The following is a 20,609-nucleotide window of genomic DNA, read 5'->3' on the forward strand; positions in this document are numbered from 1 at the left end:
ATCCGCGCCTCACTCTGCGGCGAGCTTTACCGCCGCCGGGCTGCGAAAGTCCGCGAGGAGTCGCGCCCGCTCGGCCTCGGCCGCCGCAATATGCCGCCCCTTGATATGGCCGAAGCCGCGTATCTTCTCGGGAAGGCGCGCCAGCGCCACGGCGGCGGCGTGATTTTCGGGCGTCAGCGCGGCGAGGATCTCGTCGATCAGCGCCTCGTAATCGGCGAGCAGTTTGCGCTCGACGATGCGGTCGTTGTTGAAGCGGGTGACGTCGAACCAGCGGCCCCGCATCCATTTGAGTTTCGCGAGCGCCTTCATCACCGTGAACATATACGGGCCGAAGGTGATCTTGCGCGAGCCGCCGAAGTCGGTCTTGCGCTGCAGGAACGGGATCGGCGGCGCGAGGTGCAATTCGAGCCTGAGATCGCCCTCGAAGGTCTCGGCGAGCTGGCGCTGGAATGCTTCGCTCGTATAAAGCCGCGAGACTTCGAACTCGTCCTTGAAGGCCATCAGCTTGAAGAGATAGCGGGCGACCGCCTCGGTCAGTTCGGTCGAGCCCGGCGCGCGCGCCTTCTCGACTTTCGCGATCGCCTCGACGCGGGCGCGATAATGGGCGCTGTAGGCCTGGTTCTGATAGTCGACGAGAAAAGCGGCGCGGCGCTCGATGACTTCTTCGAGCGTCTTCGAGCGTTGCTTGGCTTCGGTCGGACGGCGCAGCGACTGCACGACCGCCTCGACGCTCTTCATGTCATGCGCGGCGCGGCGGCCCCAGAGGAAAGCCGAGTGATTCATCGGCACGGATTCGCCATTGAGCTCGATCGCGCGCAGGATCGCCGCTTCGGAGAGCGGCAGATAGCCCTTCTGCCAGGCGTAGCCGAGAATGAAAATATTGGCGGCTATGGAGTCGCCGAGCAGCGCCTGGGCGAGCGCGGTGGTGTCAATGAAGATCGACTCCGGCCCGCCGGCGCGGCGGATCGCCTGCTTGATCTCCTCCGATGGCAGCACGAAATCGGGATTGCGCTCGATGTCGCCGGGGAACACCTCGGCGCTGTTGACGAGCACCGCCGTCTTGCCCTGCTCCACCGCGGCGAGCACCTGCTTGGCCCCGGCGACGACGAGGTCGCACCCGAGCAGCAGATTGGCTTCGCCCGCCGCGATGCGGATCGCGTGAACGTCGGCGGGCGTGCGGCCGATCTTTACGTGGCAATAGACGGCCCCGCCCTTTTGCGCGAGGCCGGCCATGTCGATGACGCCGACGCCCTTGCCCTCGAGATGCGCGGCCATGCCGAGAATGGCCGAGACAGTAACGACGCCCGTGCCGCCGAGGCCTGCGATCAGAACGCCGAAAGGCGTCGCGCCGAGCTCGGCGAGCTTCGGCTCCGGCAGCGCGGGCTGGCCGTGTGTGTCCGCCTTCGTCGGCAGCGGCGCCTTTTTCATGCTTCCGCCGCGCACCGTCACGAAGCTCGGGCAAAAGCCTTCGAGGCAGGAGAAATCCTTGTTGCAGGCGGACTGATCGATGCGTCGCTTGCGGCCGAATTCGGTCTCGACCGGCTGCACCGCGACGCAGTTCGACGCCGTGCCGCAATCGCCGCAGCCCTCGCAGACGAGCTCGTTGATGATGACGCGCGCGTCGGGGTCGGGCATCAGGCCGCGCTTGCGCAGACGACGCTTCTCGGTCGCGCAGGTCTGGTCGTAGATGAGGACGGTGACGCCCTCCGTCTGCGACAGCTCGCGCTGCACCTCGTTGATGACGTTGCGGTGATGGAGGGTGAGGCCCGGCGGCCAGGCGATCGTCGGCGGATATTTGCCGGGCTCGTCCGAGACGAGCGCGATCTTCTTCACCCCCTCGGCGGCGACCTGATGCACGATCGCTTCGACGGTGAGGCCGCCCTCGTGCTTTTGGCCGCCGGTCATGGCGACGACGCCATTGTAGAGAATCTTGAAGGTGATGTTCGTCCCGGCCGCCACGGCGAAGCGGATGGCGAGCGAGCCAGAATGATTATAGGTGCCGTCGCCGAGGTTTTGGAACATGTGGCGGCGCGTCGAGAACGGCGCTTCGCCGATCCAATTGGCGCCCTCGCCGCCCATATGGGTGTAGCCCTCGGTCGAGCGGCCCATCCATTGCGCCATATAATGACAGCCGATGCCCGTATAGGCGCGAGACCCCTCGGGCACGTGGGTCGAGGTCGAATGCGGGCAGCCGGCGCAGAAATGCGGCACGCGCACGGTGACGTCGGTCATCGTCTTGCGCCGGTCCTGCAGCCGTTCGAGACGGCGCACGCGCGCTTCGAGCTCTTCCGACGCGTGATACTTCAGGAGACGACGGCCGATGGCGATCGCCACGTCATTGGCGTCGAGCGCGCCTTTGACAGGGAACAGCCAGTCGCCGCGCTCGTCCTTCTTGCCGATGCAAACCGGCTGATGCGGCGTGCCGTAGAGCGTCTCGCGCAGCTGCACTTCGATGAGCGAACGCTTTTCCTCGACCACCATGATCAGATCGAGGCCGCGCGCGAAGTCGATGACCCCTTTGGGCTCGAGCGGCCAGGGCGCGGCGATCTTATAAAGTCGCAGGCCGAGATCATTTGCCTTGATTTCGTCAATCCCGAGATCGTCGAGCGCCTGCCGCACGTCGAGATAGGACTTGCCGACGGTGATGACGCCGATTTTGGGGTTGGCGCCGCCGGAGGCGATGATGCGGTTCAAGCGATTGGCGCGGATGAAAGCGAGCATGGCGTCGCGCTTGCTCTCCTGCAATCGCTCTTCCTGCGCGAGCACCGGGTCGCTCGGGCGAATATTGAGCCCGCCCGCCGGCAAGACGAAATCGGAAGGGATAATCGGCCGCACGCGGTCGAGCGCGCCGTCGATCGAGGCGGTCGACTCGACCGTGTCTTTCAAGAGTTTCAGGCCGACCCACACGCCGGCGAAACGCGACAGGGCGAAGCCGTAAACGCCGTAATCGAGAATTTCCTGCACGCCGGCGGGCGAGAGGATCGGCATCATGACGTCGACGAAATGGAAGTCGGACTGATGCGCTGTCGTCGAAGATTCGGCGGTGTGATCGTCCCCCATCAGCGCCAGCACGCCGCCATGGCGGGACGTCCCCGCGAGATTCACGTGGCGCAGCGCGTCGCCGCTGCGGTCGACGCCCGGTCCCTTGCCGTACCAGATGGAAAAGACGCCGTCATATTTGCCCTCGCCGCGCATCTCGGCCTGCTGCGCGCCCCAGATGGCGGTGGCGGCGAGGTCCTCGTTGAGGCCCGGCATGAACAGGATATTGTTTGCGTCGAAGAGCGGCTTCGCCTTGTGCATCTGGGCGTCGACGCCGCCGAGCGGCGATCCGCGATAGCCGGTGATCAAGCCCGCCGTGTTCAGCCCCGCGCGGCGGTCCCGCTCCTTCTGCATCAGCAGCAGGCGCACGATCGCCTGCGTGCCCGTGATCAGCACGCGGTCCCGGGCGAGGTCGAAACGATCGGAAAGCCTGGCCTCGCCGAGGGCGGAGCCGGGGGTAACGTCGCCGGCGACCAAATCCGCCATTCAACAACTCTCCTGCGCGAAACGGCGATGCGCGCTTGGGTGGTGCGCCAGAACGCATAAAACGACCAGGAACGAGCACTTGAGCCCGGATGAGGCTCGGACCGCATGGTGTGTCAGCCGCCTTCCGCCCCTCCCCTCGCGATCGCTTCGCCCGGGGCGCCCTCGGGGCGCGGCTCCTGTCCCTTGGCACTCTAAGCCAGAGCGATTGACGTTTTCAAGAACCCAGAAGCTCGGATACACAGGGTTTCGACCGGGCGGCCGCGCCCTGTTTTCGCCGACTTCCAGCCCTAGGCGGGACGGATATGAGCTTCTGGAGCCTTCCGATTGCGCTGCTCCTCGTCCTGGCCGGAATGGCCGGGGTCGAGGCGCATCCGCATGTCTGGGTCGCCGTGCGCAGCGAGGTTGTCTTCGACCCCGAGGGCAAGATCCTCGGCGTGCGCCACGCCTGGGAATTCGACGAAATGTATTCGGCCTTCGCCGTGCAGGGGCTCGGCAAGGACGGGAAGCCGCCGACGCGGGACGAGCTCGCGCCGCTGGCCAAGACGAATGTCGAGTCGCTCGCGGAATTCGATTATTTCACCTACGCCAAGCAAAACAACGGCAAGGCCGCCTTCAAGGCGCCCGAGCAGGTCTATCTCGAGGCCAATGACAAGAAGATTGTGACGTTACACTTCTTTTTGCCGCTCGAGACGCCGGCGACGGCCAAGAAGCCCTTCTCGTTCCAGGTCTACGACCCGACCTATTTCGTCTCCTTCGGTCTCGAAAAGAAGGACCCCGTCAAGCTGGCCAAGGCGCCGACGGGCTGCTCGGTGAGTCTCGTCGAGCCGGCCCCGCTCGTCGCCACCGACAATCAGAAGCTCAGCGAGGCTTTCTTCCAGAACATGTCGCCGGGCGCCGATTTCGGCGTGAAGCTCGCGACCCGCGCCGTCGTGGCCTGCCCGTGAGGCCAGGGCTCGGGACGCTTGCCGCCATCGCGGCGGCCCTGGTTCTTCTCATCCATGATCCGGCCCTCGCCCAGCGCCATCCGTTCGGGGTTGGCGCGCAGGAAACCGTTGGCGCGGCGAGCGGCCTCGCCGGACTTGTCCTCGCCTGGCAGAACAAGTTCCATGCCGAACTGCAAGCGGCGGCGCGCGCCCTCGCGACGGGCCCCTCCGCCTTTCTCGCGCTCGCAGGGGCGAGTTTCGCTTATGGCGTCTTTCACGCCGCCGGGCCCGGCCACGGCAAGGCGGTGCTGACGTCTTACATGGTCGCCAATGAGGTCCAGCTCAAGCGCGGCCTCTTGCTGGCGGCGCTCGCCGCCCTGCTGCAGGGGCTCGTCGCGATTCTCCTCGTGGCCGTCGCGGCGCTGGTCTTCAACGCAACCGCCGGCCAGATGACCGGCGCAGCGGAGTTCGTCGAAATCGCAAGCTATGTCGCCATCGCGGCGCTGGGCGCGCGACTCGTCTGGACCAAGGGTCGCGGCCTGTTGGCCTTCCTGCGGGCTCCCGCGCCGGTCGGCTCGGGGCGGTTCGTTTGCGAGGCGATCGACGACCCGCGCCATGTCCATGGCCCTGGTTGCGGCCATGCCCATGCGCTCGATCCCGCTCTGCTCTCGGGACCGGGCTTTCGCTGGGGCGACGCTCTCGGCGCCGTCGTCGCCGCGGGGTTGAGACCCTGTTCGGGCGCCATTCTGGTCCTGGTCTTCACGCTGTCGCAGGGGATGCTCGCCGCAGGCGCCGGCGCCGTCATGGCCATGTCGGCTGGCACGGCGTTGACGACGGGCGCGATCGCGGCCGTCGCCGTCTATGCGAAGGACATGGCGCTCCGCGTCAGCGGCCCAGGCGCGCGACGCACCACGCTCATCGCCCGGCTGGCCGAGTTTTGCGCCGCGCTCGTCGTTTTCGGCTTCGGACTGGCGCTGCTTCTCGGCCTCGGCCTGTCGCGCGGCGCCGCTTAAATTTCGCATCGCAGCAAATGTCGCGGCGCGTCGGTTGCGTTCCGCGCGGCCCTGTCGCGCTATCTTCACTCATGGAAGCGATTCGATTTTTTTGATTTCGACAGCGAGGCGAGAATGACGACCCCGGAGCGACAGCAGGACCCTTATGCGGCGCGGCCCTGGCTCGCCTCCTATCCGTCCGGCGTGCCGGCGGACATCGACCCCTCCGCCACTTCGACGGTCGTCGAGATGTTCCGAAAGAGCGCCTCGGACTACGCGGACCGTCCCGCGATGGAAAGTTTCGGCGCGCAGCTCACCTATCGGGAGCTGGAGCAAGCCGCCGACAGCGTCGCCGCCTGGCTGCAGGCGCAGGGGCTGCAGAAAGGCGACCGCGTCGCGATCATGTCGCCCAATGTCCTCGCCTATCCCGCCATTCTGTTCGGCGCGCTGATCGCCGGCGGCGTCGTGGTGAACGTCAATCCGCTCTATACGCCCGGCGAGCTCGAGCACCAGCTCAACGACGCGGGCGCGCGCTTTCTCTTCGTCTTCGAGAATTTCGCTTATACGGCCGAACGCGCCTGGCCGGGCATGGCGATCGAGCGCGCCATCATCGTCACGGCGGGCGACCTGATGGGGCTCAAGGGCCTCGTCGTGAATTTCGTTTCGCGCCACGTCAAGAAGATGGTCCCCGCCTATCGGCTCCCGGGCGCGGTTTTCTTTTCGGCAGTTTTGAAGACCCCCGCCGCCGACCGCAAGTCCGTCGACGTCGGGCCGGAGGACCCCGCCTTTCTGCAATATACGGGGGGCACGACGGGCGTCGCCAAGGGCGCCGAGCTGCTCCATCGCAACATCACGGCAAATGTAGCGCAGACCTGGGCCTGGCTCGCCTGGTATCTCGAGGCGCGCGGCCCGCATGTGATGGTGACGGCGCTGCCGCTCTATCACATCTTCGCGCTCACCGCCTGCTGCATGCTGCTGATCCGCACGGGCGGTTGCTGCCTGCTCATCGCCAATCCGCGCGATCTGAAGGGCCTCGTCGCCACCATGCGGAAATCGCGCTTCACGATATTCTCGGGCGTCAATACGCTTTACGCCGCGCTCGCCGACCACCGCGACATCGGCAAAGTGGATTTCTCCGCTCTGCAGATGAACATCTCGGGCGGGATGGCGACGCAGCAAGTGGTCGCGCATAAATGGAAGGCGTTGACGGGCAAGCCGATCATCGAAGGCTACGGCCTCTCGGAAACCTCGCCGATCGTCACCGTCAACCGCCCGGACATCGCCGAGTTCACCGGCGGCATCGGCTATCCGATCCCTTCGAGCGAAATATCGATCCGCACAACCGACGACGCGATTGCGCCGCTCGGCGAACGCGGCGAACTCTGGGTGCGCGGGCCGCAGGTGATGCCGGGCTATTGGCGCCGCCCCGACGAGACCGCCAAGGCGATGACGCCCGACGGCTGGTTCAAGAGCGGCGACATCGCCATCATGCAGCCGGACGGCATGCTCAAGATCGTCGACCGCCTGAAGGACATGATCCTTGTCTCGGGCTTCAACGTCTATCCCAACGAAGTCGAAGCGGCGCTCATCGAACATCCGAAGGTCAAGGAAGTCGCCGTCATTGGCGTGCCCTTCCCGCATTCCGGCGAAGCGCCCATGGCCTTTGTCGTTCCGCGCGACAACAGCCTCACGACAGAGGAGCTGCGTCGCTTCGCGCATGAGCGCCTCACGGGCTACAAGGCGCCGCGGTTTTACGAGTTTCGCGACAGCCTGCCCAAGACCAATGTCGGCAAGATCCTGCGCCGCGCGCTCAAGGAAGAATTCGAGGCGCGCGCCGACCCTCATAACGACGAAGGCCGAGGGCGATCCGTGAAAAACGAAATTCAGCGCGCGCGCGAAGCAAACTGATCGGCGGCCGCCTCGATCGCGTCATAGGCCAAATCGAGCTCCGCGCCGGTCACGCAATAGGGCGGCAGCACATAGACCGTCGCGCCGAGCGGGCGCAACAGCAGGCCGCGCGCATTGAAGAAGCGTATGAGGTCGAGGCCGAGCGTCGCGGCGTAGCCGCTTTCCGGAACGTCGAGATCGAGCGCCACGATCGTGCCGAGCCGGCGGACCGCCGAGAAGCGGCGATCCTGCGCAAATCGCGCCGCGCGCTCGGCCTGCATGGCCCCGAGATTGGCGAGGCGCGCGCGGGCGTCGGCATGTTCCCACACGTCGAGATTGGCGAGCGCCGACGCGCAGCCGATCGGATTGGCGGTGAAGGAGCTCGAATGGAAGAACGCCCGCGCGCGATCTTGCGCATAATGCGCCTCGAAAATCTCGCGCCGGCACAGGGTGACGGCGAGCGGGACGGCGCCGCCGGTCAGGCCCTTCGAATAGCAGGCGATATCGGGAACGACCCCCGCCTGCTCGCAGGCGAAAAGCGACCCCGTGCGGCCAAAGCCCGTCATCACTTCATCGGCGATGAAAAGCGTCTCGTGCCGCTCGCAGACGCGCTTCATCTCGGCGAGCGTCGGCGCGCCATAGGTCAGCATGCCGCCCGCGCCGAGAATCAGCGGCTCGACGATGAAGGCCGCCGCGCCGGCGCGGCAATGCGATTCGAGCGCGTCGAGCGTCTCCTGTTCGGCGCCTGAGGACGGAAAGGGGACGCGCGCCACGTCGAACAGCAAAGGCTCGTAAGGCGCGTTGAAGACCGAACGCGCACCGGCCGACATCGTGCCGACCGTGTCGCCGTGATAGGCGTGCTCGAGCGCGACGATGCGCCGACGATCCCCGCCGCGATTGCGCCAGAAGCCCAGCGCCATCTTGATCGCGACCTCGACCGCCGTCGAGCCGCTGTCCGAATAAAAAACGTAATCCAACCCGGGCTGCGTGATCTCGACGAGACGGCGCGCAAGCGCTTCGGCGGGCTCATGGGTGAAGCCGGCGAAGATGATCTGGTCGAGCGTCTCGGTCTGGCGGCGGATCGCCGCCATGATCTCCGGGCGGCGATGACCGTGGGTGATCACCCACCAGGAAGAGATGGCGTCGAGAAAGCGCGTCCCGTCCTCCGCCGTGAGCCAGGCGCCCTCCGCATGGACGATCTTATAGGCGCCGGGCTGCAGCGCGTGCTGCGTGAACGGGCGCCAGACAGGCGAATGGGCGACGAGGCTCATATGAAATCCTCGACGGCGAAGGCCGCGTCGAAGGCCGCGCGCAGCGTCTCCCTCGTGAGCGGCTCCAGTCGCGGCAGCCGTCCGAGCCCGCGCACGGCGCCGATGCGCAGGATCGTCTCCTGGGGGCCCTTCTCTTCGTCGCCGACGAAGGCGACGCCGTGGAGCGGAATGTCCCGCCGGCGCAGCGCTTCGATCGTGAGCAGGCTGTGATTGATCGTGCCGAGCGCGGTGCGCGCCACGAGAACCACCGGCAGGCGCCAACGGGCAAGCACATCAACGGTTAGGACGTCGTCGGCGAGCGGGACCATAACGCCGCCGGCCGTCTCGATGACGAGCGGGCCCTCGACGTCGGGGGGCGCGAGCCGGTCGGGATCAATCTCAATCCCCTCGGCGCGTGCGGAAATATGCGGCGAAGCGGGAAGCTTCAGGCGCCAGGCCTCTGGGAGAATGTGGTCTGGGGCGACGCCGGAAAGGCGCGCGACGATTTGTGAATCCGTTTCGTCTTCGAGACCCGACTGCACCGGCTTCCAGTACGACGCCCCGAGCGCGCCGACGAGCGCGGCGGAGAAACAGGTCTTGCCGACGCCCGTATCCGTTCCAGCGATGACAAAGGTCCGGCTCATTGCGCAAGTTCTTTCGAAAGGTCGCGCGCCATTTGGATGATCTGCGCTTCGGTCACATTGAGCGTCAGTGACAGACGCAGCCGCGCCGTTCCTTCCGGCACGGTCGGCGGGCGGATGGCGCGAATGTCGTAGCCGCGCGCGCGCATCGCCGCCGCGAGCGCCATGGCCCGCGCATCGGCGCCGACGATCACCGGCTGCACCTGCGTCCCCGAAGGCGCGACGCCGCAAAGGGCCTGCAGCTCCCGCCCGGCGAGAGCGACGCGCGCCTGCAAGGCGGCGCGGCGGTCCTCGGCGCTTTCGCAGATCGTGAGCGCGGCGCGCACGCAGGCGGCGACGAGCGGCGAGGGCGCCGTCGCGAAAATGAAATTGCGGCAGCGGTTGACGAGAAAATCCCGCAGCGGCCGCGCAAGACACACGAGCGCGCCGAAGACGCCCAGCGCCTTGCCGCAGGTGTGCACGGTGATGACATTGTCGCGGCCCTCGAAACGCGCCGCGAGGCCGCGGCCCCCGCGCCCATAGACGCCCGTCGCATGCGCTTCGTCGACAATGAGAAAGGCCTCGTCACGCTCGGCGAGCGACATCAGATCATCGAGCGGCGCCCTGTCGCCGTCCATGCTGTAAAGGCTCTCGACGACGATCCAGGCGCGCCCCAGGCCGCCCTTCGCCCGCCAATCCGCCAGCGCCGCCGCAAGGGCCTCGACATTATTATGGGGGAAGGAAACATGCGGCGCGCGCGACAGCCGCATGCCGTCATGCGCGCTCGCATGGATGAGCGCGTCGTGGAAAATGACATCCTCGCGCTGCGGCAAAGTCGAGAGCAGCGCCTCATTGGCGGAAAAGCCCGCGCCGAAGAAGAGCGCGCTCTCGGCGTGAAAGAAGCGCGCAGCCTCGTCTTCGAGCGCCTCGTGCTCGGGATGATTGCCGCGCAGCAGCCGCGAGCCGCCGGCCCCGACGGGAACGCCGCGCGCGAGCGCCGCGGCGGCCGCCTCGGCGAGTTCGCGTGATTCGGCAAGCCCTAGGTAGTCGTTCGAGGCGAAGTCGCGCCCCGCGCGCGGTGCAAGCGCGCGCAGCCGGTCGCGCGCGGCGAGGCCGGCGAGGTCCGCCTGAAACCGCTCGAGCATGGACGCCACGTCTTTCTCCGGCAGGTGTCTCGCGATTGGTAAAGGCCGGCGCGCGCGTCAAGTCAAGAAAGGCGCGAGCTTCGCCGCGAGCTTGAAAATCGGCTCGCGCGTCGCGATGTTAGACCGGCACGGAGCTTGGTCCATGGCAGAATCGAAAGGGGACGCCGCGCCGGCGCGCGCGCCCTGGCCGCCCCTCCTCATCCTCGGCGCGCTCCTCGCCGGCCGCGCGCTCGATTGGCTGACCGGCGGCGCCCTCGCGGGTCTCGTCGCCTTCCCCGGCGCGGCGCTGCTCGGCGCATTCCTTGTCGCGCTCGCGCTGGCGAACGACGTCTGGTGCGCCACGATCTTCGCGCGGCTCGATACGACCATCCTCCCGCACCGCGCCGCCTCGCGTCTGGCGACGGAGGGACCGTTCCGCTTCTCGCGCAATCCGATCTATGTCTCGCATGTCGCCATTGTGCTCGGGCTCGGCCTGCTCTTGTCCTCGCCCTTCACCGTGCTGCTGACGCCGGCGCTGGCCTTCGCCCTGCAAAAACTGGCGATCGAGCCGGAGGAACGGCATTTGCAGGCCAAATTCGGCGACGCCTACCTCGCCTATGTGGCGCGCACGCGCCGTTGGCTTTAGACTTCGCTGGCAATTACGGAGTTGGCATGAGCGCGGGAACCGAACTCGATTTCAACGTGCGCGGCATGACCTGCGCCTCCTGCGTCGGCCATGTCGAAAAGGCGTTGGCGGCGACGCCCGGCGTCACCTCGGCCAGCGTCAATCTCGCGACCGAGCGCGCCGACGTCTCGCTCGCCCCGGGCGCCGATCCGGCCGCGCTCGTGAAGTCTGTGGCCGACGCCGGCTATGAGCCCGTCGTCGAGACGATCGAGCTCGGCGTCGGCGGCATGACCTGCGCGTCCTGCGTCGCCCATGTCGAAAAGGCGCTCAAGGCGGTTCCGGGCGTCCTGACGGCGAGCGTCAATCTCGCGACCGAACGCGCCAGCGTCCGCGCGCTCTCCGGCCCCGGCCTCGTGGACCGGCTGCGCCGCGCCGTCTCGGAAGCGGGCTACGAACCGCGCAGAATCGAGACGGACGCCGGCGGCGCCGACCGCGAGCGGGCGCGGCGCGAGGAGGAGATGCGCCATCTGCGCTTCAATCTCATCGTCTCCGCGCTGCTGACGGCGCCTGTCTTCATCCTCGAAATGGGCGGCCATGTGATCCCGGCCGTTCATCACTGGGCCATGGCGACCATCGGCGACGAGCTGATCCGTCAGTTCTCTTTCCTCTTCGCGACTCTGGTTCTGTTCGGCCCCGGCCTCGTCTTCTTCCAGAAAGGCATACCGGCGCTGATCAGACGGCAGCCCGACATGAATGCGCTCGTCGCGGTCGGCACGCTCAGCGCCTATCTCTATTCGCTCGTCGCGACCTTCATGCCCGATCTGCTGCCGGCCGGCGCCGTGCATGTCTATTACGAAGCCGCGGTCGTCATCGTCACGCTGATCCTCTTCGGCCGCTTTCTGGAGGCGCGCGCCAAGGGACGCACGTCGGAAGCGATCCGCGCGCTCGCCAGATTGCAGCCCAAGACCGCGCGCATCGAGCGCAATGGCGAGACCGTGGATGTCGATATCGACGACGTGCATGTCGGCGACATCGTGCTGGTGCGCCCGGGCGAGCGAATCCCGACTGACGGCGTCGTGACCGCCGGCGCGTCCTATGTCGACGAATCCATGGTCACGGGCGAGCCCGCGCCGGTTTCGAAAGGCGTCGGCGCGACCGTCACCGGCGCGACGGTCAACGGCTCGGGGGCTTTCTCTTTCCGCGCCACCCGCGTCGGCGCCGACACGACGCTTGCCGGCATCATCCGCATGGTCGAGCAGGCGCAGGGCGCGAAGCTGCCCATTCAGGCGATGGTCGACCGCGTCACCGCCGTCTTCGTGCCGGCGATCTTCGCCGTGGCGGCCGCGACCTTCGTCGTCTGGATGCTCATTGGCCCCGAACCGCGATTGACCCATGCGCTGGTCAGCGCGGTCGCCGTGCTCATCATCGCCTGCCCTTGCGCCATGGGTCTCGCCACGCCCGCCGCCATCATGACCGGCACCGGGCGCGCGGCGGAGCTCGGCGTGCTGTTTCGCAAGGGTGAAGCGCTGCAGACGCTGCAGGACGTCACGCTCATCGCCTTCGACAAGACCGGCACGCTGACCTTCGGCAAGCCGCGCTTGACGGACCTCGTGCCCGCGCCCGGCGAAAACGCCGACGAACTTTTGCGCCTCGCGGCGAGCGTCGAGGCGCAATCCGAACATCCCGTCGGCGCGGCCCTTGTCGCCGGGGCGAAGGAACGGGGGCTCGAGGTCGCGGCCGTCGCCGATTTCGAATCCGTTTCCGGCATGGGCGTCGCCGGCGTCGTCGGCGGGCGCAAGGTCGCGATCGGCGCGGCGCGCTACATGGCTTCGCTCGGCTTCGACACGAGCGCCTTCGACGAAAGCGCCGCCGCGCTTTCGGAAGAAGGCAAGACGCCGTTCTATGTCGCGGTCGACGGCAAGGCGCGCGCGATTATTTGCGTCGCCGACGAACTGAAGCCCACGACCAGGCCCGCCATCGACGCGCTGCACGCCATCGGCGTCAGGACGGCGATGATCACCGGCGACGACGCGCGCACGGCGAACGCCATCGCCCGGCGCCTCGGCATCGACGAAGTCGTGGCGGGCGTGATGCCGGACGGCAAGGTCGCGACGCTCGAGCGGCTGCGCGAAGGGAATAAAGTCGCCTTCGTCGGCGACGGCGTGAACGACGCGCCGGCGCTCGCCGCGGCGGACGCTGGCGTCGCCATCGGCACGGGCGCCGACATCGCCATCGAAGCCGCAGACGTGGTGCTGATGTCGGGCGATCTCGCCAAGGTTCCGGCGGCGCTGGCGCTCTCGCGCGCCACGATGCGCAACATCAAGCAGAATCTGTTCTGGGCCTTCGGCTATAACGCATTGCTCGTTCCCGTGGCCGCGGGCGCGCTTTATCCCGTCAACGGCATGCAGCTTTCGCCCATGCTGGGCGCGGGCGCCATGGCGCTGTCGAGCGTCTTCGTGCTGACCAATGCGCTGCGTCTGCGCCGCTTCAAGCCCCCGGTCGTCGCCGAGGCGCCCCTGCCGCCCGCCACCCATGAAACGCCGGCGCCTGCAGCGGCGCCCGTCCCGGTCAACGAGAACAGCAAGGAGGAAACCATGACCACGTTCAATGTGAAGGACATGACCTGCGGCATGTGCGTCAAACATGTCACCAAGGCCGTACAGACAATGGAGCCCGGCGCTGACGTAAAAGTCGACCTCGCCACCGGCAAGGTCGAAGTCTCGCCCACGCCCAAAGACCCGACGGCGCTCGCCAAGGCCATCACCGAAGCCGGCTATCCGGCGCAGGTCGCCGCGTAAGGGCGCCGTTACATTTTAGCGTCTGAGCCTGCGAATCGGCGCTTTGCCGGCGTAAGCCTCTTTGATGGACAAGGCCAATGTCTGGATCGCTTCAGGGCAAGACGCTTTTCATCACCGGCGCGAGCCGCGGCATTGGCCTCGCCATCGCCAGACGCGCGGCCCGCGACGGCGCCAACATCGCCGTCGCGGCCAAGAGCGTGACGGAGAACCCCAAGATTCCCGGCACGATCTTTACAGCCGCCGCGGAAATCGAGGCCGCCGGCGGCAAGGCGCTGGCGCTCTCCTGCGACATTCGCTTCGACGATCAGGTCGAGGCCGCCCTCGCGCAGACGGCGGCGGTTTTTGGCGGCGTCGACATTCTCATCAACAACGCCAGCGCCATCGATCTGCGCGGGATCGATCAGCTCGAGATGAAGCGCTTCGATCTGATGCATCAGATCAATGCGCGCGGAACCTATCTTTGCGCCAAGCTCGCCCTGCCGCATCTGCGCAAGGCGGAAAACCCCCATATTCTCACCTTATCGCCGCCGCTCGATCTGAATCCCAAATGGTTCGCGCCTAATCTCGCTTACACGATGGCGAAATATGGCATGAGCCTCGTGACGCTCGGCCTGGCGCGCGATCTTGCGCGAGACGGCGTCGCGGTGAATTCCCTCTGGCCCGAGACCGCGATCGCCACCGCCGCGGTCGGCAATCTCTTGGGCGGCGAAGAAGTGATCAAGCGCGCGCGCAAGCCGGAGATCGTCGCCGACGCCGCGCACGCCATTCTCACGCGCCCGTCTCGCGGCGGCACCGGCAATTTCTTCATCGACGTGCGCGTGCTCGCCGAGGAAGGCGTGACGGACTTTACGCCCTATTCGGTCGACCCCGCCTATGAGGCCGTGCTCGATTTCTTCCTCGAAGAACCGATCACCCCCAATGTGCGGAAGCTAGCGTTTCACGCTGGCGGATAGCTCGCCAGCGCGCCTTTTTATCTGTCGGCGTCCGCCTCGCGCGGCGCTTGCTGCTTCCTGAATTCGACCACGCCGGAGAGGTCCTTCTTCTTGCCGAGAAGGTAATAGGACGCCGTGACGCCCTTGCCTTTCAGGTCAACGGTTCCGGCGTCTTGAAAGACGAAATCATCGGCGAGACGAACTCTAACCGCCTCCGACACGTGAATTCTGTCGACCATCGAAGACGACTCGAAGCGACTCGCCACATTCACGACGTCGCCCCAGAGATCATAGGAGAATTTCTTCTTGCCGAGCACGCCGGCGGCGACAGTGCCGGTATGAATGCCCATGCGCATCTCGACGGGGAAGGGATAGCTCGTCGAGAACTCCCGCACGAAGCCGATGGCTTCCAAAGCAAATTCGGCGACGTGCTGGCAGTGCAACGGATCGCGATTGGGAACGCCGCCCACAACCATATAGCTGTCGCCGATGGTCTTGATCTTTTCAACGCCGTGTTTCTCGACGAGTTCGTCGAACTTTTCGAAGAGGGCGTTGAGAAGGCTCACCGTCTCATGCGGGCCCAGTCTGGCGGAAAGATCGGTGAAGCCGACGATGTCCGAGAAGAAAACCGTCACCTCGGGATAAACTTCGGCGATGACTTCTTCCCCGCCCCGCAGGCGCTGTGCGATCGTCGCGGGCAGGATATTATGAAGAAGCTTTTCGGAACGAAGCCGTTCGTTGTTCAATTCCACGGCGGTTTGCTCGGAGACGATCACCCTCTCCTCGAGCTTCTCGAAGGCGGTTTTCAGATTGCCGGCCATCGAGCCGACAGCCTGCGCCAATTCGGCGATTTCGTCCTTGCCCCCGATGTCGATTTCGGCCCCGAGGTCGCCGCCGCTGATCTTCTTGACGGCCGCCATCAGCCGTCGCGTTCTCGCCATGAACTGGCTTCGCAGGAAGAGAACGCAGGCCAGGATGATCGTGAAAAAGCCCGCCGCGACGTAAACGTTCAGACGAACCAGCTGCGTCGCGTATTTCTCCTGAGCCTCCAGGATTTTCTGATAGCGCGCTTTCACCTTGTCGGTAAAATCATGGACGAGCTTTGCGAGCTCGCCATTGTCCTTGACGTAGCTGTCGCTGTAAAGCAGCCGGTCCGCCATAACGGCGTCGGGCTTTCCCCTTTTCGAAAAGGCGCCAGTCCCGTCGTCGAATTCGCCATTCGCCGCATGCATCGCGAGCCGCTCGGTCGCCGCCATTTTAGCGAAAAGCGCTTCGGCTTTCTTCAGCAGATTGAACTCTTCGACGGTGAGGTTCAATTGCAGGAATTGATCCTCCAGAGACAATCCCTCGGCTTTCAAGTCGGGCTCGGGCGCGAGGCCGCTGGAGACCAGGTCCCAATATTCGACGCCATAGTCTCTCGGCCGCGCAATCTTGCCGTCGAGGATGCCGGCGATTTGACTGTGCCAGCGCTGCCGCCTGGGATCCTTGGTGGCGACATAGCCGCGCGCAAAGCGCGTCGCCCATTGCGAAGAAATGACGAGGTCCTCGGAGAGCGAGGTAATCTTGTCCTTCTGTCGCTCGGATTCGATGCGCGCCTCATCCGCCTTTCCCAGAAAAAAGCCGAGCACCAGATTCATGCCGGCGAGGGTGACGAGCGTGAGAAAAAAGGCGAGAAAAAAACTGCGAAGCTTCATATGCCCTCGCCATTGCCTACGGCTATCCTAGCCGAACAACCACGCCGCGAGCAGCGTCAGCGCCGTCAGGCCCGCAAGCAGTCGGAAGTCCGAGCGCCGCCGCGTCTCGGCGATCGCGTCGAGCGAAGCCGGCGAAAGATCGACGCCGACCTCGGCCATCTGCGACACGCGGGAAATCGCCGTCTCGGCGTCAGCGAGCGTCTTGGGGAGATGCGTCGCGAGCTTGGCGAGTTCGGCGATGCTTCGGCCCGCGTCTTCGATCTTCGCCTTTGGCCCGAGATTCTCCTCGATCCAGGTCCGCACGACCGGATCGCAGGTCTTCCAGATGTCGAGCTTGGGATCGAGCGTGCGCGCCACGCCCTCGGCGACGACCATGGTCTTTTGCAGCAGCACGAGCTCCGTGCGCGTGCGCATGTCGAAAAGCGCCGTGACCTCGAAAAGCAGGGTCAACAGCCGCGCCATGGAAATTTCCGCGGCGTTGATCGTGTGGAGGGGCTCGCCGATGGCGCGCAGCGCCTGCGAGAATTCTTCGGTCGAATGTTTGGCCGGCACATAGCCGGCCTCGAAATGCACCTCTGCGACGCGCCGATAGTCGCGCGTGATGAAGCCGTAGAGAATCTCGGCCAGAAACCGCCGCTCCTTCTCGCCGAGCCGGCCCATGATGCCGAAGTCGATGGCGACGAGCCGTCCGTGCTTGTCGACGAAAAGATTTCCCTGATGCATGTCGGCGTGGAAGAAGCCGTCGCGCATGGCGTGGCGCAGGAAGGACTGCAGCACATGGGCGCCGAGCCTCTTGAGGTCGTGGCCCTCCGCCGCCACGCGCTCGAGATCGGAGAGGGGCGCGCCGTCGATCCATTCGAGCGTCAGCACTTCGCGCGCGGTGCGGTCCCAATCGACATGGGGGACATGAATATTGGGGTCCTTGGCGACGTTTTCGGCGAATTCCGAGGCCGCCGCCGCTTCGAGACGAAAGTCCGTCTCGAGCTTGACCGTGCGGGCGAGCGTATCGACGACCTCGATCAGCCGCAGCCGCCGGCCTTCCGCCGACCAGCGTTCGGCGACGCGGGCGACGAGATACATGTCGCGTAGATCACGCGCAAACTGGCCCTCGACGCCGGGGCGCAACACCTTCACGGCAACCTTGCGCTCCTTGCCCTGGTAGACCGCCGTGGCCATGTGCACCTGGGCCACGGAGGCGGCGGCGACGGGCTCGCCAAAGGAGGTAAAAATCTCCTCGACCGGCTTTCCGAGCGCTTTTTCGACGATGTCGATCGCCTTGGCTTGGCCGAAGGGCGCCATGCGGTCCTGCAGCGCGGTGAGCGCGTCGGCGATCTCGCCGCCGACGACGTCGGGCCGCGTCGCCAGAAACTGGCCGAGCTTCACATAGGACGGGCCGATCTGCGACAGCGCGCGGACGAGGGCCTCGCCCGCATTCTCGCCCCTGCCCCTGGCGACGAGATTGGCGAGACGCACGAGCGGGACCGCGGGGGGCGGCAGCAGGTTGAGATCGAGCGAGGTGAAGACGCCTTCGCGCGCCAAAATATAGCCGGCGCGCGCCAGTCGCAGGAGATTGCCGGTCTGGAGAAGCAAAGAAGCGTCCTGGTCGTTAGTATTTCCAGCCGGAATGGATCGCCACGACGCCGCCGGTGAGGCGCTCATAGCCGGTGCGGCGGAAGCCCGCCTTGCGGATCATGCGCTCGAAATCGTCCGCGGCCGGGAATTTGCGGATCGATTCAACGAGGTAACGATAGGGCTCGCCATCGCCCGCGACGAGCTTGCCGACCGCCGGAATCACGTTGAAGGAATAGGCTTCGTAGATCTTGTCGAGGCCGGGGACGTTGACCTGCGAGAATTCGAGGCAGAGAAAACGGCCGCCGGGCTTGAGCACCCGATAGGCTTCCTCGAGCGCCGTCTGAATACGCGGCACGTTGCGAATGCCGAAGGCGATCGTATAGGCGTCGAAATGGTTGTCCGGAAAGGGAAGCGACTCGGCGTTCGCCTGCACGAAGTCGAGCTTTTCCCCGATGCCCTTCTCGCGGGCGCGGTCGCGGCCGACCTCGAGCATGTCGCCATTGATGTCGAGGACGACGATCTCGGCGTCGGCGGGGGACTGGCGGGCGATCCGGAAGGCGACGTCGCCCGTGCCGCCGGCGACGTCGAGATGACGAAACTCCTTGCGGTTGCGGGCGTTGACCTTGGCGGCGAAAGTGTCTTTCCACAGCCGATGCAGGCCGCCGGACATCAGATCGTTCATCACGTCGTAGCGGCGGGCGACCTTGTGGAAGACGTCGTCCACCAGATGCTGCTTCTCCGTAAGCGGCACCTCGGAATAGCCGAAATGGGTCGAACCCTCTCGATCGGAATGGGAATCGGTCATTTAACGCTCGCCTGACATGGAAAGACGGGGAGGGTATAGCCTCTCCCGGCCGGGATGGCTATGGGCGGGCGCTTTTACCCCTCATTGCCCAGAAGGGCGGCGCTGAACGCCAGAAAATCATCCAGATGCCGAGTGATGACCGCCACCACGATCGGCAGAAGCAAGGCCTGATAATCATGGACGGCGATATTGCGGAACCCTGTCATCCGCCGCATGGGCTCGGCGGCCTCCGGGGGGATGCGGCCGGCGGCCTCCAGCAAGTTGAACACGTCCCGGGCGCTCTGCGGGGCGCCGAGCCGGTCCCGGCGGATGACATGCTGCCCCATGTCCAGCGCCGCCTCGCAGGCCCGCTGGATGTTCAGGACCGCGGCGTCCTGGCGGGTGAAATCGGTCGCGAAGCTGTCCGGCCCCTTGGCGTATTCGTCGCGGGCGCGTTTCACGCAGCGCTCGATGGCCGCAGCCTTGTTGACGAGGACCTCATCGGCCATAGACCCGGCCCTCCCGCAGGATGTCTTCCATGAGCCCCGCGTTGCGGGCGTCGAGATTCGCCTTCTCGCTCAAAATAAAGGCTTCGTAAAAATCGGCCCGGGCGTCCCGCGCGTAGAGCCTGCAGCCCCTTGTCACGATCTGGTGCTGGAGCACGGTCGAGGCGGCGCGCAGGTCGACGAGATCGACAGGGCGGTCCACGAGAGCGGCGAGGTCGCCGGCAATCTGCCAGATCCTCACGGGATCGAGCTTGCCGTCGTTCAGCACCGCGAGATCGACGTCGCTCTCCGGCCCCGCCTCGTCGCTGGCGACGCTGCCGAAGAGGTAGATCGCCAGCGCCTCGGGCAGGCGTTCGCGCAGCGCTTCGACAATTTCGGCCTCATCGAACTTCATGCGCCTCTCGCGATTTGCTAAAGCGCTTTATAGCGCGGCGCGCGACAGCGGCGAAAGCGCCCCGCGCGGAGAGGCGCCCTTCCATGCCCGAACTGCCCGAAGTCGAAACCGTGCGTCGCGGCCTCGCGCCCACGCTCGCCGGCGCCCGCATCGCAAAGGTCGAGCAGCGCCGCCCGGATTTGCGCTTCCCCTTCCCGCCGGACTTCGCGGCGCGGCTCTCCGGGCGCCGCGTCCTCGCCTTGCGGCGGCGGGCGAAATATCTTCTCGCCGACCTCGACGGCGGCGAGACGCTCGTCATGCATCTCGGCATGAGCGGCTCGTTCCGGATCGACGGCGAGATCGCCGGCGTCTTTCACCATCCGCGCGACAAGAGCGCGACGCATGACCATGTGGTCTTTCACATGGAGAGCGGCGCCCGCGTCACCTACAACGACCCGCGCCGCTTCGGCTTCATGCTGCTCATCGCCACCGCCGAGCTCGACAGCCACAAACTTTTTCAGGGGCTCGGGGCCGAGCCTTTGAGCGCCGAACTCGACGCGGGCTTTCTGGCGCGCGCCTTTCGCGGACGCGCCGCTCCGGTCAAGGCGCTGCTGCTCGATCAGCGGCTGATCGCGGGGCTTGGCAATATCTATGTCTGCGAGGCGCTGCATCGGGCGGGCGTTTCGCCGCTTCTGGCGGGCGGCCGGCTGGTGACGGCCGCCGGGCGTCCACGCGCGGCGCTCATACGCCTGCCCAGCGCGATCCGCGACGTGCTGGAGGCCGCGCTCGCCGCCGGCGGCTCCTCGCTGCGCGATCATCGCCAGGCCGATGGGTCGCTCGGCTATTTCCAGCATTCCTTCCGGGTCTATGACCGCGAAGGCGCCGCCTGCCCCACGCCGGGCTGCAAGGGGACCGTCTTACGCAGCGTGCAGTCGGGGCGTTCGACCTTTCACTGTCCCGTCTGCCAGAAATAACGCGCCCTTGCCGGGACCGCCCCGAGAAGC

Annotated in this window: 16 protein-coding genes; 7 read left to right on the plus strand and 9 right to left on the minus strand. The window is 66.1% G+C overall.

The window, feature by feature from the left end:
* Positions 1–9 precede the first annotated feature (9 nt).
* Positions 10–3,525, minus strand: coding sequence for an indolepyruvate ferredoxin oxidoreductase family protein (locus ACETII_RS06155; protein ID WP_472787485.1), 3,516 nt, complete (start codon positions 3,523–3,525; stop codon positions 10–12).
* Between the two features lie 302 nt (positions 3,526–3,827).
* Between ACETII_RS06155 and ACETII_RS06160 the strand changes: the two genes are divergently transcribed.
* From ACETII_RS06160 to ACETII_RS06170, 3 genes are all read left to right on the plus strand, one after another.
* Complete coding sequence (locus ACETII_RS06160) at positions 3,828–4,469, plus strand: DUF1007 family protein (RefSeq protein ID WP_472787486.1); 642 nt, start codon at positions 3,828–3,830, stop codon at positions 4,467–4,469.
* Positions 4,466–5,461: a nickel/cobalt transporter gene (locus ACETII_RS06165; RefSeq protein ID WP_472787487.1), complete on the plus strand. Its 996-nt coding sequence runs from the start codon at positions 4,466–4,468 to the stop codon at positions 5,459–5,461. The genes ACETII_RS06160 and ACETII_RS06165 overlap by 4 nt, the downstream gene beginning before the upstream one ends.
* A 114-nt stretch (positions 5,462–5,575) precedes the next feature.
* Entirely contained in the window at positions 5,576–7,348 is a 1,773-nt protein-coding gene (locus ACETII_RS06170; protein ID WP_472787488.1) for an AMP-binding protein, read from the plus strand.
* Here ACETII_RS06170 and ACETII_RS06175 read toward each other — a convergent pair.
* Genes ACETII_RS06175 through ACETII_RS06185 form a run of 3 tightly spaced genes read right to left on the minus strand, consistent with a single transcriptional unit; the run spans position 7,324 to position 10,342 of the window.
* Positions 7,324–8,598: an adenosylmethionine--8-amino-7-oxononanoate transaminase gene (locus tag ACETII_RS06175; protein WP_472787489.1), complete on the minus strand. Its 1,275-nt coding sequence runs from the start codon at positions 8,596–8,598 to the stop codon at positions 7,324–7,326. The two genes, ACETII_RS06170 and ACETII_RS06175, sit on opposite strands and share 25 nt — an antisense overlap.
* Complete coding sequence (gene bioD, locus ACETII_RS06180; protein WP_472787490.1) at positions 8,595–9,221, minus strand: dethiobiotin synthase; 627 nt, start codon at positions 9,219–9,221, stop codon at positions 8,595–8,597. Before bioD ends, ACETII_RS06175 begins: the two co-directional genes overlap by 4 nt.
* Complete coding sequence (locus ACETII_RS06185; RefSeq protein WP_472788127.1) at positions 9,218–10,342, minus strand: 8-amino-7-oxononanoate synthase; 1,125 nt, start codon at positions 10,340–10,342, stop codon at positions 9,218–9,220. The genes bioD and ACETII_RS06185 overlap by 4 nt, the downstream gene beginning before the upstream one ends.
* Before the next feature lie 142 nt (positions 10,343–10,484).
* On the opposite strand from ACETII_RS06185, the gene ACETII_RS06190 reads away from it, so the two are divergent.
* From ACETII_RS06190 to ACETII_RS06200, 3 genes are all read left to right on the plus strand, one after another.
* A complete protein-coding gene (locus ACETII_RS06190; protein WP_472787491.1) occupies positions 10,485–10,967 on the plus strand; it encodes a methyltransferase family protein in 483 nt (160 codons plus the stop codon).
* A gap of 26 nt (positions 10,968–10,993) precedes the next feature.
* Positions 10,994–13,744: a heavy metal translocating P-type ATPase gene (locus tag ACETII_RS06195; protein ID WP_472787492.1), complete on the plus strand. Its 2,751-nt coding sequence runs from the start codon at positions 10,994–10,996 to the stop codon at positions 13,742–13,744.
* 77 nt (positions 13,745–13,821) lie between these two features.
* Positions 13,822–14,697, plus strand: a complete 876-nt coding sequence (locus ACETII_RS06200) for an SDR family oxidoreductase (RefSeq protein WP_363350010.1) — start codon at positions 13,822–13,824, stop codon at positions 14,695–14,697.
* A gap of 17 nt (positions 14,698–14,714) precedes the next feature.
* On the opposite strand, the gene ACETII_RS06205 is transcribed toward ACETII_RS06200, so the two are convergent.
* The 5 genes from ACETII_RS06205 to mntA form a co-directional block, all read right to left on the minus strand.
* On the minus strand, positions 14,715–16,370 hold the full coding sequence (locus ACETII_RS06205) for an adenylate/guanylate cyclase domain-containing protein (protein ID WP_472787493.1): 1,656 nt from the start codon (positions 16,368–16,370) through the stop codon (positions 14,715–14,717).
* A gap of 27 nt (positions 16,371–16,397) precedes the next feature.
* The gene (gene ubiB, locus ACETII_RS06210) at positions 16,398–17,960 is read right to left on the minus strand and encodes a 2-polyprenylphenol 6-hydroxylase (RefSeq protein ID WP_472787494.1); all 1,563 of its coding nucleotides are present in this window, start codon (positions 17,958–17,960) and stop codon (positions 16,398–16,400) included.
* 16 nt (positions 17,961–17,976) lie between these two features.
* Positions 17,977–18,747, minus strand: coding sequence for a bifunctional demethylmenaquinone methyltransferase/2-methoxy-6-polyprenyl-1,4-benzoquinol methylase UbiE (ubiE, locus tag ACETII_RS06215; protein ID WP_363350013.1), 771 nt, complete (start codon positions 18,745–18,747; stop codon positions 17,977–17,979).
* Positions 18,748–18,821: 74 nt separating this feature from the next.
* Positions 18,822–19,235: a type VII toxin-antitoxin system HepT family RNase toxin gene (gene hepT / locus ACETII_RS06220; RefSeq protein ID WP_363350014.1), complete on the minus strand. Its 414-nt coding sequence runs from the start codon at positions 19,233–19,235 to the stop codon at positions 18,822–18,824.
* Positions 19,225–19,626, minus strand: a complete 402-nt coding sequence (mntA, locus tag ACETII_RS06225; protein WP_472787495.1) for a type VII toxin-antitoxin system MntA family adenylyltransferase antitoxin — start codon at positions 19,624–19,626, stop codon at positions 19,225–19,227. Before mntA ends, hepT begins: the two co-directional genes overlap by 11 nt.
* An 83-nt stretch (positions 19,627–19,709) precedes the next feature.
* On the opposite strand from mntA, the gene mutM reads away from it, so the two are divergent.
* Positions 19,710–20,579 carry a bifunctional DNA-formamidopyrimidine glycosylase/DNA-(apurinic or apyrimidinic site) lyase gene (mutM, locus tag ACETII_RS06230; protein WP_472787496.1) on the plus strand — a complete coding sequence of 290 codons (870 nt, stop codon included), beginning with the start codon at positions 19,710–19,712 and terminating at the stop codon, positions 20,577–20,579.
* Positions 20,580–20,609 lie beyond the last annotated feature (30 nt).

The organism is Methylocystis sp. NC52PC (assembly GCF_055698645.1).